Origin of the sequence: Streptomyces beigongshangae (genome assembly GCF_019710745.1) — a bacterium.
Lineage (GTDB): Bacteria > Actinomycetota > Actinomycetes > Streptomycetales > Streptomycetaceae > Streptomyces > Streptomyces beigongshangae.
The window spans coordinates 11,925-33,300 of the sequence record NZ_JAHKJW010000064.1; the positions used below are offsets into that span (position 1 = coordinate 11,925).

At 70.0% G+C, this 21,376-nt stretch carries 13 protein-coding genes, 1 pseudogene and 1 CRISPR repeat array; of the genes and pseudogenes, 8 read left to right on the forward strand and 6 right to left on the reverse strand.

What is annotated here, in order from left to right; genetic code table 11:
• Nucleotides 1-143: 143 nt before the first annotated feature.
• From KM933_RS39925 to KM933_RS32935, 5 genes are all read right to left on the reverse strand, one after another.
• Nucleotides 144-380, reverse strand: a complete 237-nt coding sequence (locus tag KM933_RS39925; protein ID WP_260334506.1) for a hypothetical protein — start codon at nucleotides 378-380, stop codon at nucleotides 144-146.
• Nucleotides 328-774: a hypothetical protein gene (locus KM933_RS32920; protein ID WP_260334507.1), complete on the reverse strand. Its 447-nt coding sequence runs from the start codon at nucleotides 772-774 to the stop codon at nucleotides 328-330. The genes KM933_RS39925 and KM933_RS32920 overlap by 53 nt, the downstream gene beginning before the upstream one ends.
• 255 nt (nucleotides 775-1,029) lie before the next feature.
• Nucleotides 1,030-1,953, reverse strand: coding sequence for a hypothetical protein (locus tag KM933_RS32925; RefSeq protein WP_221359235.1), 924 nt, complete (start codon nucleotides 1,951-1,953; stop codon nucleotides 1,030-1,032).
• A gap of 151 nt (nucleotides 1,954-2,104) precedes the next feature.
• A complete protein-coding gene (locus KM933_RS32930) occupies nucleotides 2,105-3,418 on the reverse strand; it encodes a ParB/RepB/Spo0J family partition protein (protein ID WP_221359236.1) in 1,314 nt (437 codons plus the stop codon).
• On the reverse strand, nucleotides 3,415-4,569 hold the full coding sequence (locus tag KM933_RS32935) for a ParA family protein (protein ID WP_221359238.1): 1,155 nt from the start codon (nucleotides 4,567-4,569) through the stop codon (nucleotides 3,415-3,417). The genes KM933_RS32930 and KM933_RS32935 overlap by 4 nt, the downstream gene beginning before the upstream one ends.
• A 1,112-nt stretch (nucleotides 4,570-5,681) precedes the next feature.
• On the opposite strand from KM933_RS32935, the gene KM933_RS32940 reads away from it, so the two are divergent.
• The 3 genes and pseudogenes from KM933_RS32940 to cas3 all read left to right on the forward strand — a co-directional run bounded on the left by KM933_RS32940 (nucleotide 5,682) and on the right by cas3 (nucleotide 15,821).
• Nucleotides 5,682-6,746, forward strand: coding sequence for an IS110 family RNA-guided transposase (locus tag KM933_RS32940; RefSeq protein ID WP_221359240.1), 1,065 nt, complete (start codon nucleotides 5,682-5,684; stop codon nucleotides 6,744-6,746).
• Between the two features lie 3,679 nt (nucleotides 6,747-10,425).
• Nucleotides 10,426-10,917 (forward strand): annotated as a pseudogene (locus KM933_RS40770) (CRISPR-associated endonuclease Cas3''); the annotation flags it as partial.
• A 26-nt stretch (nucleotides 10,918-10,943) separates the two neighbouring features.
• Nucleotides 10,944-12,802: a CRISPR direct-repeat array (repeat unit 29 nt; unit sequence CGGAACACCCCCGCGTCGGCGGGGAGGAC).
• Between the two features lie 181 nt (nucleotides 12,803-12,983).
• Nucleotides 12,984-15,821 (forward strand): CRISPR-associated helicase Cas3', encoded by a 2,838-nt coding sequence (cas3, locus tag KM933_RS32950; RefSeq protein ID WP_221359242.1) that lies wholly within the window; start codon nucleotides 12,984-12,986, stop codon nucleotides 15,819-15,821.
• 133 nt (nucleotides 15,822-15,954) lie between these two features.
• Here the strand turns inward: cas3 and KM933_RS32955 are convergent, their stop codons facing one another.
• Entirely contained in the window at nucleotides 15,955-16,119 is a 165-nt protein-coding gene (locus tag KM933_RS32955) for a hypothetical protein (protein WP_221359243.1), read from the reverse strand.
• Nucleotides 16,120-16,426: 307 nt separating this feature from the next.
• Between KM933_RS32955 and casA the strand changes: the two genes are divergently transcribed.
• The 5 genes from casA to cas6e all read left to right on the forward strand — a co-directional run bounded on the left by casA (nucleotide 16,427) and on the right by cas6e (nucleotide 21,323).
• Nucleotides 16,427-18,022 carry a type I-E CRISPR-associated protein Cse1/CasA gene (gene casA, locus KM933_RS32960; protein ID WP_221359245.1) on the forward strand — a complete coding sequence of 532 codons (1,596 nt, stop codon included), beginning with the start codon at nucleotides 16,427-16,429 and terminating at the stop codon, nucleotides 18,020-18,022.
• A 97-nt stretch (nucleotides 18,023-18,119) separates the two neighbouring features.
• Nucleotides 18,120-18,749 (forward strand): type I-E CRISPR-associated protein Cse2/CasB, encoded by a 630-nt coding sequence (gene casB / locus KM933_RS32965; protein WP_260334508.1) that lies wholly within the window; start codon nucleotides 18,120-18,122, stop codon nucleotides 18,747-18,749.
• Entirely contained in the window at nucleotides 18,746-19,873 is a 1,128-nt protein-coding gene (cas7e, locus tag KM933_RS32970) for a type I-E CRISPR-associated protein Cas7/Cse4/CasC (RefSeq protein ID WP_221359247.1), read from the forward strand. The genes casB and cas7e overlap by 4 nt, the downstream gene beginning before the upstream one ends.
• The gene (gene cas5e, locus KM933_RS32975; protein ID WP_221359249.1) at nucleotides 19,870-20,676 is read left to right on the forward strand and encodes a type I-E CRISPR-associated protein Cas5/CasD; all 807 of its coding nucleotides are present in this window, start codon (nucleotides 19,870-19,872) and stop codon (nucleotides 20,674-20,676) included. The genes cas7e and cas5e overlap by 4 nt, the downstream gene beginning before the upstream one ends.
• Nucleotides 20,673-21,323 (forward strand): type I-E CRISPR-associated protein Cas6/Cse3/CasE, encoded by a 651-nt coding sequence (cas6e, locus tag KM933_RS32980; protein WP_221359251.1) that lies wholly within the window; start codon nucleotides 20,673-20,675, stop codon nucleotides 21,321-21,323. The genes cas5e and cas6e overlap by 4 nt, the downstream gene beginning before the upstream one ends.
• Nucleotides 21,324-21,376 lie beyond the last annotated feature (53 nt).

Here is a 21,376-nt window from a genome sequence, read left to right on the forward strand (position 1 = left end):
GCTGAAGCACGGCAGTTGTCACCCGCAGAGCTGATTGAGCTGATGATGAGGAGCGGTCGAAGCAGCCTGACGTCACCAGTGAGGCACGCGGTCTGTCACAGATCCTCGTTCAGGACCACCGTGGCCGACTGGGAAACGACCTCTCAATATCCCCAGCTGGCGTAGATGGTGACGTTCTCACCGTTCTCCCTGGCTCCGACACACACGTCACGCCAGTCAAGCAGCCAGCCGCTGGAGCGGCAGTTTTCCTGCTGAAGGCCCAGTTCCCGGATGATCTCCGGGCGGGACAGGCCGTCCTCGCTGATGACCGTCGCGGCGCGCCAGCAGTCACCGGAACCGCAGCCGATGCCTTCGTCGACCATGGTGATGCCCGGCGGCATGGAGGGGAGGTCCTTGGACGACGGGGCGTCCGCCTTCGCTGATCATCAGCGCGTACAGAAGGCCGACCGCGAGAGTGAGGGCGAACTGCATCCCCAGGAAGCCGATTGCTCCATTGCGGCGGGAGATCCATTCCGGGGCAGGGGAGCTCTCACGCCGTCCTTCCAGTCCCGCGCCGCAGGCAATGAGCAAGGGCGCGAGAGCGGTGAACACGAGATGGGCGTCGGGCCTGGGAACGTCGATCCAGCTCTGCTGGACGCTGATCAGCACACTGGCTCCGGCGAGCAGCATGCCGCCGATCACGAAGCCGACGGGGCGGGTGCGGGCGATCGTCATCCAGACGACGGCGGGTGCGACGGCGAAGAGGATCCCCAGTATCCCCAGGACGATCAGCATGTACGGAAAGACGTGCGGCCCCGAGCGTCCGGTTCCACATGGCCGGGGCTCACCTCAGGCCCGCAGGCCGGTCGTTCATGCCGTGAGTGCGGCGAAGTCGTCGCTGCCGAAGTCTCACCTGTGCGCACCTATGGCCTTGCCGGTGACAACAAGCCTGCCTGTGTGACAGTCATCGCGCTTCGGCTCACTGCCGCCCCTGGTCGAGAATGCGCTCGACGAACCGGCCGAACTGCCACAAGCCCAGGGCGACATGACTCAGAACTGGTAGTCGATCTTCTTTTCCCGCATCAGCTTCTCCAGCTCTGTATCCGTCAGCGGGTGCAGCGTATCCATCAGACGACGTAGCCCGATCTCGTCGAGGGTCTGGCTGACAACCTCCACTTCTGCGTTCCGGTAACGCCGGACGAGAGTGACATCGCGGCCGCCACGGGGAAGATCACGGATTCTGCGCATGTCGCCGCGCGCCTCGACCGTGCACGTCTCGCCCTCGTACCCGACTTCGGGACAGCGCAGTTTCGGTGTGAGCGGCGGGCGCACCGTGAGGCCCACGTATGCGAACTTTTCATCGTCGTGGGCGGTCCGGTAATCGACGCCGAAGAAGGCGGGGCCGACTCGCGCGCGAGACACCTGCAGACCTGGCGGTGCCGTACCCAGGTACAGCAGCTCTGGATGCTGCCGGTATTTCGCCATCTCAGCCTCGTGCCGACGCTGCTGCGACTGCGCCGGGCCGACGAACCCGCCATAGACAAGCCCGGCCGCGAGCACAGCCACCGCTCCCAGCCGCACCCACCGGCTCGGCACGAAGAACGCCGCAGCCACGGCGTACGGTGCCCCGGTCAGCGCGATGCGGGCACTGGCACTCCCCAGGTCGACGTCTGCGCCGTAGGCAGCTAAGCCGGCGCCAACGCCGAGCGTGCCGAGAACGAACACCAGCACCGCCCAGCCGAGCCGCTGCCTCGCTGAACCGCACGACGGCACCACCGTCTGCGCCGGTATACCGGCTGTGGCCAGCAGCCCCACCGTCAGCGGCACACCTAACGCGACAAACAGCAACGACGCAGCGCCGCCTCCCCAGGCTGCCGCCAGCAGCCCGAAGCCGAGCATCGGCACCGCAGCCGCCATGGCCGCCCAGACCAACAGGAGATGCAGGGCCGTCAGTGTCCGTCTGCCACTCGTCATAGGGCAGACCCTGTCAGCCGACGCCGTGGCGCGCATGAGTTCTCCTACTCAGCACAGATCCCCGTCGCCCAACTCGGACGACGGGGATCCACACGCGCAAGGAGACGGCCCTCCGCGGTCGGGGACACGCCCTGCGCGGAGCGGTCCGGCGTCAGGGCGTTGAGGGTTGCGAGGTGAACTGCTCGAGCAGACTGCGCAGCAATTCCGGGTCGCGTTGCGCCACCTCCTGCAGCAGTCCTTTGAGCAGTCCCAGGGACGGCTCGGTGCCTGCCTTGTCCCAGCACCTCGCCGCCATCAGCTGGGTGGCCTCGAGGTAGTGCGCGGGCTCCATCTTCTTTTCGAGATGCATGGCCACGAACGTCGGGTTGTCGTACGGCAGTTTCTTCGGCTGGCTCTCCTGCTGCCGCTCGGCTACCTCTGCCGGGCTGGAGACCGGACCGGTTCGCGCACTCGGCAGCGGCGCAGAACTCTGCGCGGGCGCAGGTGCGGCGCCGCCGGATGCTCCGGGCGCCTCCGCCACGGCAATGCTCTTGTCCCTGGCTTCGACCGGGCCGGCCGGTTTGTTGTCCGCGGACAACAACTTCGGGCTCGTCCCTGACTCTTGTGCGTCTGCCTTCGGCGCACCGAGTTTGTTGTCCACGGACAACAAACTCGCCGGCTTCGGGACCAGCTGAGGCTGCGGAGTTGCCTGCTGAACGGCCTTGTCCCGCTGTCTGGCGCGGGCGGCTGACCCCTTCGTCTGCTGAAGATGGTCCAGGAGCGCGGCCGCGTCAGCGTCCGGATGATCTTTCAAATGGCGGGCCAGGGACCGGCCATCGCGTTCCGGCAGGGTACCGGCACTGAGCATGGCCTGCAGTTCCTCCGGCAGCTCCAGCAGGGAAAGCTGGTTGGTCACCCAGGACCGGTCCTTGCCCAGCTGCTCCGCAGCCCGGGAACGGGCGCCCCGCTCCGACTGCTCCGCGCAGACGTCGACGAGCTGCTGCACGCCGCGGGCCCGCTCGATGACGTCGAAGTCCTCCCGCTCGAGGTTCTCCTTGAGCAGGTAGTTGATGAACTGCTCGCGGGAGGTGGCGAGGTCGTTGCGGACAACAAAGTCCAGGGCGTCGAGACCGACGTGGACAGCGCTGCGGAAGCGGCGCTCACCGTTGACGAGGACGTGCCGGACATCACCGATCCGCTCCGCCTGTTCGGGCCACAGCTTCAGGTATGCCTCGCGGGTCACAGCCACGCAGGCGGCGAGCTGGGCCTGGCGCAGTTCCTCACCGAAGCGGGTCTTGTCCTCGTCCGTGCCGAAGTTGCGGCGCGGGTTGAGAGGGGTAGGGGCGACCTCGTCCAGGTGGAGGCGGACGAGCTCGTAGGCGGGCACGTCTCCTTGAGTGACGGCCTTGGCGCGGCCGCGGGCGCTACGTCCCCGCGGTACCTGCCCGAACGATGATCCGGTGCCCAGCTTGTCAGCGACGCTCATGCGCTGATCCTCCGGGCGACAGCCCGCATGACGTCTGCCTGGTCACCGTAGGGGGCATGTACGAGCAAGGGTTTCTTCACGCGGACAGCCTCTCGCTGGTCTTTCAGTTCGGGGACAATGGCCAGGACGGGCGGATCGCCGATGTTGTGCCATTCGGCGAGGGAGGACGTGGCGACGTAGCCCTTGCGGCTGTCGTACATGTTGACGACGAAGCCCAGCATGGCGATGACAACGTTCAGGTCCTCGGTGAGGTCCTGGATCTGTTCGTAGAGCATGTCGTAGGCATCGGCGGAGGAGTCTTCGGCGAGGACGGGGATGACGATGCCGGACGTGCTGGGTGCCTCGTTCTCGCGGGTGCGGCAGTAGTACAGCGCGGTGTCCATGGCGTAACCCAGGCTCGGGGGGCAGTCGACGACGATGCAGTCGAAGTCCTGCTCCAACGGCTCGAGGGCCTTCTCCAGTGCGGTCTCCTTGATGCGCACGGAGCGACTGGTGGCCAGTCTCGCGTCGAGGAGAAACGCGTCTTTGCAGGCGGGCAGGAGCCAGAGGTGCTCCTCGAAGTCGCCGCCCTTTATCGGCACGAGAAGCTCGCTGAGGTCTCCTCTGGCTTCACCCAGCATGTGCTTGGCCAGACTCGCGCTGTCGATGTCCAGGAGCGGGTAGCCCAGCTGCTTGGTGAGATGGCCCTGCGGATCGAAGTCGATGAGCAGGGTGCGGTGCCCGGACTCCGCCAGCGCCTGGGCGACGCCGGCGGACACTGACGTCTTGCCGACGCCGCCCTTCTGGTTGCCGAAGATGATCCGGCGGGCCCCGGTGACGCGCGGCGGCTGGGGCCTGGGGGAGGGATTGTTGTCGAGCCACAGGCGGATCGACTGGGCGATGGCCTGGTTGTAGGAGACGCTGCGGGTCTTGCTGGTCTGCTTGAGCTTGCCGTACAGCCCGGCCGGGAGGTAGGTGGCGAAGGAGGTGCCGCCGCTGGTGTCGACGGCGGGCCGTTCCTTGGCTTTCCGCCAGGCCTCGACGCCTTCGGTGACGGCGTCCTGAATGTCCTTGCCCAGTTCTGCGGCACGGACCTTCAGTTCTTTGCGCAGCTCAGCAGGCAGCTTGGCTACTACCTTTTCCCGATCGATCGGGTCGTATGGCGCGGTCATGGCGCTACCTTACTCACCTCTGAAGATGTAGAGACGCCGTTGGGCGCGTGTTTCGCCCTACTTGTTGTCCGCGGACAACAAACTCACCCCAGCACGCCCGGCGTTGAAAAGGCGTTTTCCCCCGTTCTGCCTCCGGTGCTCCATCTCCCGGCCCTACGCTCAAGAAGCGGGCCTCGAATCGGGAGCCCAGCCGCTGGTACCACCGGGGGACACCGTGGACGTACCGTTGCTGATCTCGCTCGGAGCGGTAGGAGGTGCACTACGCGGTCTTCTGGAGGCCTACATCCGCTTCCGGGAATGGCAATTCGACCGCCAGGGACACCGGCGGCTCCCCGCCGGACACGAGGCCGCACCACCCCGCTTCGCGCAATACTTCGACCCCCATCGCCGACCCCCTTGCAGTCATCGTGCACAGTGCGATGGGAGCCGGCGCAGCCGTACTCTTCGGCACCACCGGCCAGAACAGCGGCGCATACGCGGCCATCGTCGTCGGCATCTCAGCACCAGTAATCCTCACCCAACTCGGCCGTGTCCACACAGTCAGTGACCCCGTCACCGTCACACCCCCGCCAGCGCAACGACGGCCGAAGGCTCCCCGCAACCCATCCCCCCCCCGCTCCGTGGCCGACACTGCCAGACGTCGCAGGCGCGCTCCCGGCAGCACCAGCCGCCGCTGCTGAGCCCACGCCCTCGCCCCTGGCCTCGGCGTCCGCCACCGTGGACGGCCTCCAGCTCCGTGCGGTGAACGGCAATAGTCCCCCGGACATGGCAGCAGCCGAACCACAGCCCAACGGCCAGTCATCGCCGACGCTGTCGGGGATCTTGTCTGCTGTGGGCGGCGACGTATACGGGTACCACCGCCTTGGTCGTAACCAAGATCCCCGACTGTGAGGATGAGGCTGCACCGCTCGGAGGGCCTGACTCAATCCCCGATTGACGCTTAGGTTGTCCTCACTCTGAATCGTCGGCCCTCCGAGTGGTGCCACTGCGTGTACCGGCCGGCGATCGTGACCTCATAGAAGCTTGACCCACGTGGTCCCATCACAGTCGTGTCCGTCTGCCGGCCGGTGCGCGCGGGCCAACTCGCCGCGCACGGAAGGAACCCGGCCACCATGTCACAGCCCATCGAGGTGATCGGTGGGATCGACACCCACACCGACGTTCACCAGGCCGCCGTCATCGACACCATCGGCCGACACCTGGCCACCGAGGCGTTCCCCACAACGCCTGCGGGCTACCAGGACCTGCTGAAGTGGCTGCAGACCTACGGCCAAGTGCTGGTTGTCGGCATGGAGGGCACCGGCTCCTTCGGGGCAGAACTCGGCCGCTACCTCCGAGCCAACCAGCTCCGCGTCATCGAGGTGGACCGACCCGATCGCAGGGCTCGCCGAGCGGCAGGGAAGTCGGACTCCATCGACGCCTACGCCGCTGCCACCGCGGTCCTCGCAAGCCGTGCCACCGGCACCCCGAAGAACCGCGACGGTGCGGTCGAGGCCATCCGCGGCCTGCGCGTAGTACGCGCCAGCGCCGTCAAGGCCCGCACCCAGACCATCAACCAGATCAAATCACTGATCATCACCGCGCCCGCTGCAGTACGCGAAGCACTGCGCTCCCTGACCACCACCGAACTGGTCCGACGGCTCGCCGCCAGCCGTCCCGGCGCCGATCTCACGGACCCGGCCACAGCCGTCAAAATCGCCCTCAAGCGCCTGGCCAAGCGGTACCAGCACCTGAACGAGGAGATAGCGGACGCGGACGGCGACCTGCGCGTCCTGATCGCCCGTACCGCACCCGGCCTGCTCGCGCTGGTGGGCGTCGGGACCGAAACCGCCGGGCAGTTGCTGGTCACCGCCGGGGACAACCCCGAACGGCTCGCCTCAGAGGCATCCTTCGCCCATCTGTGCGCCGCCGCCCCCGTGCCGGCCTCTTCCGGGCGCACTGACCGCCACCGCCTCAACCGCGGCGGAGACCGCCAGGCCAACCGCGCCCTGCACACCATCGTGCTGGTCCGCATGCGCCACGACCCGCGCACCCGCGACTACGTCGCACGACGCACCCTCGAAGGACTCAAGACGAAGGACATCTTTCGCTGCCTCAAGCGTTTCGTCGCGCGCGAGGTATACCACCACCTCACCAGCGCATTCAGCGGCGCACCCGGGCCGTCTCCCACGGCTTGACGATCTATAGAAGCTTCAGCGTCAGGCACTCAACGGGACACCCCCGCGTCGGCGGGGTGGACGCGAGGGACGCGGCGAAGCTCCAGCCGAGGACCAGAACACCCCCGCGTCGGCGGGGAGGACCCAGGCATGATGCCGCCCGAGGCGAAGCTGAACGGAACACCCCCGCGTCGACGGGGAGAACAGCCGTACGGGCCTCCGCGACCGGAGCTGAGACGGAACACCCCCGCGTCGGCGGGGAGGACCCAGGCATGATGCCGCCCGAGGCGAAGCTGAACGGAACACCCCCGCGTCGACGGGGAGAACAGCCGTACGGGCCTCCGCGACCGGAGCTGAGACGGAACACCCCCGCGTCGGCGGGGAGGACGGGAGGCCGGCGCTGCCCAGGGTCTCGATCAGCGGAACACCCCCGCGTCGGCGGGGAGGACGCCGACCCGGACCCCTGGATCGGCCTGCTGCCGGGAACACCCCCGCGTCGGCGGGGAGGACGGGAGGCCGGCGCTGCCCAGGGTCTCGATCAGCGGAACACCCCCGCGTCGGCGGGGAGGACCTCATAGATCAGGACGGCTCCCCGCATCTAGCCGGAACACCCCCGCGTCGGCGGGGAGGACGCCGACCCGGACCCCTGGATCGGCCTGCTGCCGGGAACACCCCCGCGTCGGCGGGGAGGACCTCAAGATCGGTGTCGGCGAGAGCCTGTACGGCGGAACACCCCCGCGTCGGCGGGGAGGACAAGCTGACGGCGTAGTTCCCGAACCCGCCCATCGGAACACCCCCGCGTCGGCGGGGAGGACGATCCGCCGGTACGGGACTTCCATCCGGACCGCGGAACACCCCCGCGTCGGCGGGGAGGACCGGCATGGGTGTTGGCCTCCAAGTCAGGGCGGCGGAACACCCCCGCGTCGGCGGGGAGGACATATCGCCGCAGTCATGAAGGAAGACACCCGGCGGAACACCCCCGCGTCGGCGGGGAGGACGGCCCGTGCGGTGCCGTCTCCCTGGCGGGCCGCGGAACACCCCCGCGTCGGCGGGGAGGACGGCCCGTGCGGTGCCGTCTCCCTGGCGGGCCGCGGAACACCCCCGCGTCGGCGGGGAGGACGGCATCACGCAGCGCTTCGCGGACGGCGGGATCGGAACACCCCCGCGTCGGCGGGGAGAACCTGCCCGAATCGTTCTGGGCCGCCCGCCCCGTCGGAACACCCCCGCGTCGGCGGGGAGGACTGGAACCGACTCAGCCTCAACAGCCACGGCGGCGGAACACCCCCGCGTCGGCGGGAAGAACGACACCGGGCCAAGGCGGCGGGCCGCGGGCTTCGGAACACCCCCGCGTCGGCGGGGAGGACCTCGGGTCGGCGTGACCCAGGATCCGCTGAACCGGAACACCCCCGCGTCGGCGGGGAGGACCTCGGCCAGCAGTACATCCCCGACATCACCGTCGGAACACTCCCGCGTCGGCGGGGAGGACTCGGGCAGGCTGGTCGTCTCGTCCACGGGCAGCGGAACATCCCCACGTCGGCGGGGAGGACGGCCTGTGCGAGTCGCTGGGCGAGGCCGGGGTCGGAACACCTCCGCGTCGGCGGGGAGGACGCAGGCATGGTCTCGCCCCATTCTCTGTACGGCGGAACACCCCCGCGTCGGCCGGGAGGACCTGGTCTTGACGAGGATGCCACCCCACGCGAACGGAACACCCCCGCGTCGGCGAGGAGGACGCCGTCATGTCGGCTGGGAACACGCCGGCCTGCGGAACACCCCCGCGTCGGCGGGGAGGACGAGGCCCTCGCCGAGGTCCGGATCAAGGCCGCCGGAACACCCCCGCGTCGGCGAGGAGGACGCCGTCATGTCGGCTGGGAACACGCCGGCCTGCGGAACACCCCCGCGTCGGCGGGGAGAACGCAGAGCTGTTCGGAGCGGACCACCCACCCGTCGGAACACGCCCGCGTCAGCGGGGAGGACGAGGCCGCAGAGGAACTCCACCTCACCCGCTACGGAACACCCCCGCGTCGGCGGGGAGAACGCAGAGCTGTTCGGAGCGGACCACCCACCCGTCGGAACACGCCCGCGTCAGCGGGGAGGACGAGGCCGCAGAGGAACTCCACCTCACCCTCTACGGAACACCCCCGCGTCGGCGGGGAGGACACCCGCGCGTACGAGCGCGGGTTGCGGCGCTACGGAACACCTCCGCGTCGGCGGGGAGGACCCGAGCCCGGAGCTGGCGGCGCGTGGCCAGACCGGAACACCCCCGCGTCGGCGGGGAGGACGAGGCCCTCGCCGAGGTCCGGATCAAGGCCGCCGGAACACCCCCGCGTCGGCGGGGAGGACAGTTTCGGCATCGAGCGGAACGCCTCTTGCAGCGGAACACCCCCGCGTCGGCGGGGAGGACGGTGAGAAGGTCGGGGGCACCGGCCGCCGGTCCGGAACACCCCCGCGTCGGCGGGGAGGACCGTTTCGGCATCGAGCGGAACGCCTCTTGCAGCGGAACACCCCCGCGTCGGCGGGGAGGACGGTGAGAAGGTCGGGGGCACCGGCCGCCGGTACGGAACACCCCCGCGTCGGCGGGGAGGACCTGAACACCTACCTCACCGAGGAGGGCGTGACCGGAACACCCCCGCGTCGGCGGGGAGGACATCCACGACCCTCGCGAAAGGAATCCCGTGGACGGAACACCCCCGCGTCGGCGGGGAGGACCTCAGGGTCGAGGTCAGGATGTCCCCGCGCAGCGGAACACCCCCGCGTCGGCGGGGAGGACGTTCGCGAGGAAGGTGATGCAGCGCGGCACTGCGGAACACCCCCGCGTCGGCGGGGAGGACCCGGACCGGTGGACCACCGGGCGGGTCCTCGGCGGATCACCCCCGCGTCGGCGGGGAGGACGAGAAAGACCCGGTCGCCCACCTGCGGTGAGGCGGAACACCCCCGCGTCGGCGGGAGGACAACGGCAACGGCTGGGCCGGCGTGGGCTACAACGGAACACCCCCGCGTCGGCGGGGAGGACCGGGAGGTGTACGCCGACCCGAGGTAGTGGATCGGAACACCCCCGCGTTGGCGGGGAGGACATCACCCGGGCCACCAGCATCTCCTCCGGCATCGGAACACCCCCGCGTCGGCGGGGAGAACATCCGCGTGTTCAGCGACGAGGGCGCGGAGATCGGAACACCCCCGCGTCGGCGGGGAGGACGACAGGACACCTAGCCACCCGGAGTACGGCGGCGGAACACCCCCGCGTCGGCGGAGAGGACACGCCCACGGGGCCCATCTTTACCTCGCCGGTCGGAACACCCTCGCGTCGGCGAGGAGGACACAAGGTCGAATCCGGCGACTGCATTGCGCGGCGGGACACCCCCGCGTCGGCGGGGAGGACCAGAATGCCCCGCCCACCGTGACCGACGGCGCCCGAACGCCCCCGCGCTGGCGGGAAGGACCGGCGCTTGCAGAGGGCCCGAGGGTGTTCCGCGGAACACCCTCGCGTCGGCGGGGAGGCGGTGTTGTCGGAGGAGTGCGTGAGTGGCCGTTGCTGGTTGAGGTTTTGGTGTGTTGTCGAGTCAAGGTGCGGGCGGTGCGGGGCTCGCTGGTTGTGACTCTATCGGCTGGTTGTGGGTCGGGGCCGTGGTGTGGGGGTGGTCGCGGTGGGCTGAAAGTGTGTGGCTGGGGGTGGTGGGTGGGTTTGGATGGGTGGGTGGCTGGTGTGGAGCGTGGTGGGGTTGATGTTCGGGGTGGGTGGGGGAAGGCGGGTGGGGGGCGGGTTCCGCATCCGCTGATCTGTCATGCGCTGGATACGGCGGTGGTGGCTGAGGGTCTGGTGGATGTGTTGGTGGGGCCGCGTTGCCGTGCCGAGCTGGATCGGGCGTTCGGTCCGTTGGGTGATGCGGTGGGCTGGGTGTCGGTTTTGTGTGGTGTGCATGATCTGGGGAAGTTGTCGCCGACGTTCCAGGGGCTGCGGGAGGACATCGCCGCGCCGGCTATGGGGCCGGTGGCGGCGGGACATATCCGGCGGTTGACGCGGTGGAGGGAGCCTGGGGCGCGTACGGACTGTCATCACGGTCTGCTGACGGCGGTCCACATGACACGGATCCTCAAGGCCTGGGGGGCGGTGCCGGCGACGGCGCGCACGATCGCTTGGGCTTTGGGCGGGCATCATGGGGTGATCCCGTCGGCTGCGTCGGTGCGCCAGGCGCGGGAGGTGGTGGAGGTGGGCGACGACGGCGGAACACCCCCGCGTCGGCGGGGAGGACATCCACGACCCTCGCGAAAGGAATCCCGTGGACGGAACACCCCCGCGTCGGCGGGGAGGACCTCAGGGTCGAGGTCAGGATGTCCCCGCGCAGCGGAACACCCCCGCGTCGGCGGGGAGGACGTTCGCGAGGAAGGTGATGCAGCGCGGCACTGCGGAACACCCCCGCGTCGGCGGGGAGGACACCGCGACGGAAGGAACCGCGACGCCATGTCACGGAACACCCCCGCGTCGGCGGGGAGGACACAGACACCGAGGCCCCGCCCACCAGCGGGGCCGGAACACCCCCGCGTCGGCGGGGAGGACATATGCGCGGCGGTTACGGAGTTCACGGCTAGCGGAACACCCCCGCGTCGGCGGGGAGGACACGAACCGCTCGCCGCAGCACGGGCAGTGGTGGGGAACACCCCCGCGTCGGCGGGGAGGACGAGGAGGTCGCGGCCGAGGTCGAGCGTGGTCTCGGAACACCCCCGCGTCGGCGGGGAGGACAGGCGCACGTTGCGCTGCGGCTCGATCGGGTCCGGAACACCCCCGCGTCGGCGGGGAGGACACCGGCGACCTGTACGCCGCCCTGCAAGTCTGCGGAACACCCCCGCGTCGGCGGGGAGGACGGTGGACGGGGTACGACCAGGCACCGACCGGGCGGAACACCCCCGCGTCGGCGGGGAGGACGGTGGACGGGGTACGACCAGGCACCGACCGGGCGGAACACCCCCGCGTCGGCGGGGAGGACTGCGGCCACACCGGACCCGAGGATCCGCCGACCGGAACACCCCCGCGTCGGCGGGGAGGACCGCGAAGCCGTCGACCTGCTCACCGAGCACGACGGAACACCCCCGCGTCGGCGGGGAGGACGGTGGACGGTGTACGACCAGGCACCGACCGGGCGGAACACCCCCGCGTCGGCGGGGAGGACCGCCGCAGGCAACTCCCGCCGGTCCGGGGCAGCGGAACACCCCCGCGTCGGCGGGGAGGACAGGGACTCCCCGCGGTCGCAGAACGCGAACGCCGGAACACCCCCGCGTCGGCGGGGAGGACCTCCGCCTCGACATGCTGCCGCAGGGCGTCGGCGGAACACCCCCGCGTCGGCGGGAAGGACTCGAACGGCGTCACGTTCCCGCTGGCCGCCGCCGGAACACCCCCGCGTCGGCGGGGAGGGCGGCCCGGCCCAGCGTCCCGTCCTCGCCGAGGTCGGAACACCCCCGCGTCGGCGGGGAGGACGCATCTGGCGCCCGCATCCCTGTAAGGAGGGGCGGAACACCCCCGCGTCAGCGGGGAGGACGCGACCGGCACCACGACCACCGACAACCGGATCGGAACACTCCCGTGTCGGCGGGGAGGACCTGCGGCTAGTCCACCGACCAGCAGCGCCGGTCGGAACACCCCCGCGTCGGCGGGGAGGACACGGACAGCGCTTGACGGAGTTCCTCCTCGTACGGAACACCCCCGCGTCGGCGGGGAAGACCTCGGCGTCAGCTTCGCCAGTTCGGCCTGGTACGGAACACCCCCGCGTCGGCGGGGAGGACTCGCGGCAGCAGGTGCCCCCCGCCCGCCACGGCGGAACACCCCCGCGTCGGCGGGGAGGACTCCACCGCGCAGTTGGCGTTCGACCTGCCCGGCGGAACACCCCCGCGTCGGCGGGGAGGACAGATCAGCGCCGACGGGCTGTGCACCCTCACGCGGAACACCCCCGCGTCGGCGGGGAGGACAGTCAGGCGTGGGTGCGGTTGAGGATGAGGTGCGGAACACCCCCGCGTCGGCGGGGAGGACGCCGACACCCTCGACCTCCACGTCGACCTCGGCGGAACACCCCCGCGTCGGCGGGGAGGACCCTTTCTGACCTGCGGCTCAGGAAGGGCTTTGCTTTTCTTTTGCATTGGAGGGGGCTTTGCGGTGGGACGGGAAGCGGCGCATGTCGTCACCTTAACGGGGCTGTGCTGTTGTCGGTGGGGGGTGGTTGAATGCCGGCTTCGGTGGCGGGGTGTGGTGTGTGGGCTGGAGTGGAGGGGCTGATGGTGGGGGAGTGGGGGGCGCCGGATGAGTCGGTGTGGGGGAAGTCGCGAGGGCTGGATCCGGGGCTGGCGCCGTATCCGCTGATCCGGCATCTGTTGGATGCGGCAGCGATGGCGCTGCACCTGTGGGATGTCTTCCTGTCGGAGAACCAGCGGGTGCGGATCGCTGAGGGGATGGGGCTGGCGGGTGAGTGGGAACGCGCGCGGGCGGTGGTGGGGCTATGTGCGGGACTGCATGACATCGGCAAGCTGTCGGGGTTTCAGTTCTGCTCCCGGCACGGCAGCCAGCACCTGAGCGCGGAGCTGGGCGGTGACCGGGTAGGGATGAGCGCGCAGCGGTTCGGGCATGACGTGGCCGGCCTGCAGAGCGTGGGGGAGGTGCTGGCGGGTCTGGGTTTCGCCGGTGACGGGGAGCTGAGGGTCGCGGAGCGGCTGGCCGAGGTCATCGGTGGTCATCACGGGCGTTTCCACCGCGCCGAGGACGGTATCGCTGCCGTGTTTTTGGGTGGGGCGGCCTGGGCGCGGCAGCGCAGTGCGCACGCCGCCGTGGTGTGTGAGGCGCTGGGCGAGCCGAAGGCGCCGGGGGTGTTCAAGGCGCCGGCGGCGGTGCTGGTGACGGGGGTGGTCATTCTCGCGGACTGGCTGGTCAGCCAGGAGGATTACCTCCGCATGCGGCAGCGGGAACTGGAGCCGGTGTTGGCGGATCACTTCGAGCGTTCCCGCCGGGATGCTCCTCGTCTGCTGGCGGGGGCCGGGCTGGCCCGGGTGGGGCTGCAGCGCGCGGGGTTCGCGCAGGCGTACGGGATCCAGGGGGAGCCGAACCCGTTGCAGCGTTCGGTGATGGAGGAGCTGGGCAAGGCGGTGGGTGAGGGGCGTCGTGGCGGGATCTTGCTGGTCACCGCGGCTCCGGGGGACGGCAAGAGCGAGACGGCGCTGGAGGCCGAGCGGGTTTTGTCCGAGGCGTTCGGCACGCAGGGGTATGCGTTTTTGCTGCCGACGATGGCCACCAGCGATCAGATGCACGGGCGGATCGCGAAGGCGTTGCTGCGCCAGTCGGGTGAGGATGCCGGGCTGACGCTGGTGCACAGCATGGCCTGGCTGAACAGCGCTTATGCCGACGAGGACCTGGACGCACAGAGCGTGCTGACCTGCGACGGTGATGAGATGGGGGAGGGCAGCGGGAGAGCGGAAGCGGACCTGCGGCCGCAGCGGTGGCTGCGCGGACCCAAGCGGCCGCTGCTCGCGCAGTTCGCGGTCGGCACGATCGACCAGGCCCTGATGGCGGTGCTGCCGGTGCGGCACAACGCGCTGCGGCTGCTGGCCCTGTCGGGCAAGACGTTCATCGTGGATGAGGCCCACGCCTATGACCCGTACATGCAGGTGCTGCTGGGCCGGTTGCTGAACTGGCTGGGGGCCTACGGGGTGCCGGTGGTGTTGCTGTCGGCGACGCTGCCGGCGTCGGTCAGCGACCGGCTGGTCAAGGAGTACCTGCAGGGCGCCGGCCACAAGGCGCGCGCTTTGAGCACACGGACGTTCCCGGCGCCCTACCCGGGGTGGCTGTATGTGGACGCGGACAGCGGTCGGGCGAGCCAGATCTCCCCTGCCCGTCGGCAGGAGCAGGCGTATGCGCGGGGCATGGAGCTGGGTGTCGTGGTGGAGCCGGTCCAGCACGACAGCGGTGGTGCTCGGGCCCGGCTGGCGGTGATCGAACGCCTCCTGAAGCCGGTGAGTGAAGAGGAGGGCGGCACCGCCCTGGTGGTGTGCAACACCGTGGGGGATGCGCAGGAGACCTACCTCAGGCTGCGTGAACGCTTCGACGGGCGCTCCCACGAGCAGGGCGGAAGCGTGCAGCTGCTGCACGCCCGTTTCCCCGGCGACGTACGCGAGGCCCGCACGCGGGAGGTCACGCAATGCCTGGGCCGCACCGGTCCGCGGCCGCTGCGCCGCATCGTCGTGGCCACCCAGGTCGTCGAGCAGTCACTGGATCTCGATGCCGACATCGTCATCAGCGATCTTGCCCCGCTGTCCTTGCTGCTGCAGCGGGCCGGACGGTGCTGGCGGCACGAGAACCACTGGGCCCGGCACGGCTACCCCGGCGGCCGCGGCCGCCCGGCCTGGGCGAGCGGGCCGCGTCTGGTGGTGCTCGACCCGATCACGGGCGGCGGGAAGACGCCGGCGCAGTGGGGCGAGGTGTATTCCGAGCATCTGCTTGCCGCCACCTCCCGCACTCTTGCCGGCATCGAAGGCGGGACCATCTCCGTCCCGGGCGACGTGCAAGGCTTGGTCGAAGCCGTCCACGGGGACAGTGAGGACTTCGACTGGAACACCCCGGGCGGCAGCGAGGCCAAAGCCTGGACCGCTCACAAGGGCAAGGAGATGGCGGAACGCAGCATGGCCGGCCTCCTCGCCGTCCCGCGCGCGCGGAGCGTTTCCGCACTGCACGACCTGCACAACCTGCCCGGCGAGGAAGACGAGTGGGAGGTGTCCACCCGACTCGGCGCCGACTCGGTGCGACTGCTGTGCGCCTACCTCCACAACGACGGCCGGCTGACCCTGGATTTGAAGGGCGAGCACCTCCTTCCCCAGGCCGCGCCGGACGGCAAGATGCCGGTCTCGTTGGTGCGAGAGGTGATGCGCCGCACCATGGCGGTCCGCGCCGACTGGCTCAAGGAAGCCGACCCCCACGACATCGCCCCGCCGAAGTCGTGGACACAGCACCCGATGCTCGCAGACCTGCGCGTCCTTCATCAGCCCGTGCAGGGCGGAAACGCACAGCCGGTGAAGACCGGCGGCAAGACACTGCGGCTGGATAAGGATCTCGGGCTTGTCCGTAAGTGACCAAGTGCAGTCAGGCACCCCCACGTCGGCGGGGAGAGCGCAAGGATGAGGCAACCTCCCTGCTCCTCGACTGAAACACCCCCGCGTCGGCGGGGAGCGGCCCTCGGAGAGCACCGAGAGCCACCCGTGGAGGTTACCGGGAGAGGCGGCGGTACGCCTCAGCAGCCCCCAGCAGCAGAGCGCTGCACGATCCGACCGTTGCCGGGTCCGGGCGCATACCGATCACGATCACAATGACGGCCACCACCAGCACCCAGGGTGCCGCGGCAGTCCACGGGACGGAAGGGTCCGACTGCATGGTTCTCCTCATGGTCAGGCCGAGCAACACCCTTGCGAAGTCGGCGCGTTGGCGACGGTTGTAACCCACGCGGGACAGCATGGGCAAGTCGATCTTCCTGTCCCGACACCCTCCCGTACCCTCCTTGCTCTTCAACCTTCTGGAAAAAGCTGCACGCGTTTTCTGGGAGTGCTCTACTGGTGCTGCATCCGGCGGAAACGCCCCTGCTGTCGGTGGCGGCTGCTTGAATGCCCGGACGATGCCAGGGCGGTGTTGCTGGGGGGCTTTGCCGTGCCGGTGCGTCAGGGGCTCAAGTTTGTGGGAGGGGATGACGGTGGGTGGGGGATTCGATCTGCGGGTCGAGCCGTGGATTGCGGTACGTCTGCTGACCGGGGAGTCGGCGTGCGTGGGCTTGTGTGAGCTGTTCAAGCGGGCGCACGAGATCGAGGATGTGGAGATCCCGGTGCCGCCGGCAGCGGCGGGTTTGATGCGGATCCTGGCGTCGATCGCGGCGAGGATCGCCGCCGACGGCGAGAACCGGCTCGATGATCCGGATGTCGCAGAGGACATCGAGGACTGGTTCGACCTGCGGGAGCGTGTCCTGAAGGCCGAACGGTTCGACCCGGACGCGGTGGAGGCCTACTTCGGCCGGGAGGACCTGGCGGGCCGCTTCGACCTGTTCCATCCCGAGCGGCCGTTCCTGCAGGACCCGCGGCTGCGCGTGGAGTGTGTGGACGCGAAGGGGGAGCCGAACCCTTCCGGGGTGAACAAGCTGATGATGGGGCGTCCCACGGGAGTCAACGGGGCGGTGCTGTTCGGGCATTTCACCGACACCGCGCCCGTGCCGGTACCGGCCGCGCAGGCCCTCTGGCATCTGATCGCGCAGTTGTACTACGGGCCGTCCGGGCAGTGCACGCCCCGCCGGATCACCGACGTACGGGTGGGCAGTGGTGACGCGGCCCCGCTGCGCAAGTCCGTCTCCTACTTCGCCTGGGGGCCGGAGCTGTTCACCACGCTGGTGCTGGCCGTGCCGAGCCCTCAGGCCGAGGTCGACTGGGAGACGCAGGATGCGTGCCCGTGGGAGGAGGACCTCCGCGATCCCCTTGCGGCTCTGCCGCCGATCACGTGGCCGGGCCGGATGCTGACCGGCCGGTTTCGTCATGCCGCGCTGCTCGTGCCGTCCAAGGACGGCCGGGCGGTGACCGATGCTTACCTCACCTGGGCCACGCACCAGCCGCCGCAGAGGGTGCGGGATCCGTACCAGATCCTCGACCGGCGCGGAGACGGTGACTTCCAGCCCCGGGAGGCCGACGGGGCCAGGGCCCTGTGGCGGGATCTGGACTCGCTGCTGCTGAAGGACAGCCGCCAGGGCGCCCGGCGCCCCCCGGCGCTCGAGCACCTGCCCAAGTGGCTGCTGCCGCGGCTGCGGGTGCGTGCCTACGGCTTCGACCAGGACGGTCAGCAAAAGGACAGTGTCTGGTTCCGGGCGACGACTCCTGCGGTCCTGCGGTGGCAGGAGGAGAACGACGCGGAGATGGCCTACCACGTCAAGCGCTGCCACACGGCCGCGGAGAAGACCGGTGACCGCCTGGAGTTCGCCGCGAGGATCGCCTGGAAGATCGCCACCGACACCAGCGTCGACCTCTCGCCGAAGGCCAAGACCAAGCTGGATGCCCGCAAGCCCGGCCCGTGGGCTGCTGCCGCGCTGACCCGGTACTGGCCGGCCGCGGAAAAAGAGTTCTGGCAGTTCACCGACCCCGGCCACACCACAGGCCGGGTGGACAGGCCGTTCGTCGACGCGGCCCTTGCCGCTCTGGACGAGGCCATCGGCCAGGCCAACCGCGCGGACATCCGGGTGGCGCGCGCCCGTCACCGCGCCCGCGGCCTCCTGCTCGCCCTGCTGCAACCGCCCACGCCCGACTGACCCCACAACCCGGCTGAACCGGCATCGGGCTATACCCGGTGCCGACACGGCCGGCGCCTTTGTCACTCACCCCCTTTCCCCGCATCAGGGATGTCTCATGACCGATTCCGTGCCGGCGGCATCTGCCCCGCCGGCCTCCTCGAGTGTCCGTGTCTCGGACCGGTTCGTCGCCTACGTGCACCAGCTGTGCGCCTCCACACAGGCCCGTGCCGCCCTGCGGCGCGGACTTGGGCTGCCGGTGGAGCGGTGCACCTACCTGCACCGCTACCTGGTGCCGTGGCTGCGCGACCACGACGACCAGCACCACGGCGATGTCCGGCGGGCGTACTACGCGGTGGCCTCGCTGATCGCCGCACGTCCCCGCTCGGCCCGCGACACCACACCCGACCAGGACGCGTCCGTGTCCTGGTACGAGCGGCCCAACCTGGGCGCCTCGCTCGGCCAGGCCGTCGCCAAGGGCGTGCTGAAGGAGAACTCCGCCGAAAGCGCCCTTCACCTGATGGCCCGCCAGAGCAGCGACGCCATCCACCCGGGCCTGCCCGCCCTCATCCGCCAGCTCCTGGCCGGCGGCATCACCATCGACTGGGCGGTCCTGCTGGAAGACCTCGCCTGGTGGAACCGCAGCCGCGACCGCATCGCCACCCGCTGGCTGGAGAGCTACTTCCGCACCGCCGCCAACACCACCGACCCCGCCCCCAACGATTCCGCCGAGGAGAACGACCGATGACCCTCTACCTGGACCTCAGCGCCCTGCAGTCGGTGCCCGCCGCCAACCTCAACCGTGACGACCTCGGCTCCCCCAAGCAGGTGCGCTACGGCAACGCCCCCCGCATCCGGGTCTCCAGCCAGTCCTGGAAGCGGGCCATCCGCCTCGGCGTCGAACAGGACCTCGGGGAAAAGGCCGCCCGCACCCGCCTGGTACCGGCGAAGGTGCAGCGCGCCCTGGAGGACGCCGGCTGGCCCACCGAGCTGGCCGCGTTCGCCGGAGCACAGGTCGCCGCGAGCGCCGGGAAGAAGGGCATCGGCACGGAATCGGCCGGCCACACCTCGGTGCTGCTGTTCCTGCCGGAGGCGGCCATCGACGAACTGGCCACCGTGTGCACCGAACACCGCCACGCCCTGGAAGCGGCCCAGGGCAAGAAAAAGCCCGGTCAAATCCTGCCGCCCCAGCAGATCGAGCAGATCCTCAAGCGGCGCACCGCCTCCATCAGCCTGTTGGGCCGCATGCTCGCCGAGCTCCCGGACGCCAACGTGGACGGGGCGGCCCAGGTTGCCCACGCCTTCACCACGCACGCCGCCGAGCCGCAGCGTGACTACTTCACCGCCGTCGACGACTGGCTGGGCAAAGCCGAGACCGGCAGCGGCCACCTCGACACCGCCGAGTTCAGCGCCGGCGTCTTCTACCGCTACGCGACCGTCAACGTCGCCGACCTGCTGAAGAACCTGGACGGCGACACCAAGGCCGCCCGCACCGTCCTCAGCTCCTTCGCCGAACACTTCCTGCTCTCCCTGCCACAGGCCAAGAAGAACAGCACCGCCCCGCACACCGTCCCGGACCTGGCCTACCTCGCCGTGCGCGCACACCGCCCCCTCTCCCTGGCCGCGGCCTTCGAAACCCCCGTCACCGGCGACCGGCACGGCGGCTTCTCCCACCCCTCCCGCCAGGCCCTCAACGCCTACGCCGAAAACCTCAACCGCCTCACCGGCAGCCGCAACCGCCGCTTCCACGGCCACACCGTCATCAACCCCGAAGAGAAGCACACCGGGCTCGGCACCGCCCACAACTCCTTCGACCAGCTCATCGACGCCGCCGTCGACGCCGCCGTACCCACCGCGCAGGACCAGCAGTGAGCGGGCTCCTGCTGCGCCTGGCCGGCCCCCTGCAGTCCTGGGGCGAACGCTCCGCGTTCACCCCCGTGCGCGACACCGCGCCCTTCCCGACCCGCTCCGCACTGATCGGCATGTTCGCCGCCGCCGAGGGCATCGGCCGCGACGAGGCAGACCTGGACCGCTACCAAGAATTGCGGCTCACCGTGCGCGTGGACCGCCCGGGCATCCGCCTCGTCGACTACCACACCGCCGGCGGCGGCCTCCCCAAGGACCGCACCGCCGCCACCAGCGGCGGCAGCAACAAAGGCGCCGCCGTCATCACCCGCCGCCACTACCTGTCCGACGCGGTGTTCGTCCTCGCCGTCACCGCAGCCGACGAGACCATCGAGCGCCTCGCCGACGCCCTGACCCGCCCGCACTGGGCGCCCTACCTGGGCCGCCGCTCCTGCGTCCCCGACGAGCCGTTCCTGCTGCGCCGCCACGTCGACGACCCCGAGGAAGAACTCCGCACCCGGGTACCGCTCAGCCGCACCGCACCGCGGCCAAAAGACGGCCAGGAAACCGACACGATCCCCGTGGAATTCCTCCTCGAGCAGCCACCACCCACCAACAGTCCCGGCGAGGCTGCGCCAGCCGACGTCATCGACGTCATCGACGTCATCGACGTCAACGACGTGCCGGTGAGCTTCGCCCAGCACGGCCGCAGCCACACCGGCCGCCGCCTCCACCGCACCCAAGTACCCGTGCCCCGCTTTCTGGCAGGCCCCCCGCACACCCTGATGCAGCGCCTGATCGACTACGCCCACCTCGAGGAAAGCGCATGAATGACCACCCGGTGATCGCACGCATCCGCCTCAACCTGCACAGCCGCGACGTACAGCACGACCTGCGCGACGCCACCCAGATGCACCGCACCGTCATGCGGATGGTTCCCGACAACCTCGGCGACGCCCCCCGACAGCAGGCCGGGCTGCTGTACCGCCTGGAAGAGACCGACACCTTCAGCACGCTCCTGGTCCAGGCCACCCACCTCGACCCCGCACGCCTGCCCACCGGCTACGGCCAGGCCGACATCAAAAGCCTCACCCCGATGTTCACCGCCCTGCGCAAAGGCCTCGGCGTCCGCTACCGCATCGTCCTCAACCCCACCAAGCGAGAAAGACTCCCCCTCCAGGAAAAGGGCACACGAGGACGGATCGTGCCGCTCTCCGGCGCCGACGCCGACCAATGGTGGCTCCGCCGAGCCACCGAAGCCGGCCTCAACCTCAGCATCCTGACCCCCACCAGCATGGAACCGGCCCGCCCCCGCGGCAAAGACGCCCCCCGCATGCGCCACAGCCTGCTCCGCTACGACGGCACCGCCACCGTCACCGACCCCGACGCTCTCAAAGACGCCGTCATCCACGGCATCGGACGCGGCAAACCCTACGGCGCGGGCCTGCTCAGCCTTGCCCCCGCAACAATCGCGTGAGCGCGTCACGGCAGGGTGGTGAGGCGCGCAGGCGCCTGGCCGCCCCCACCCTG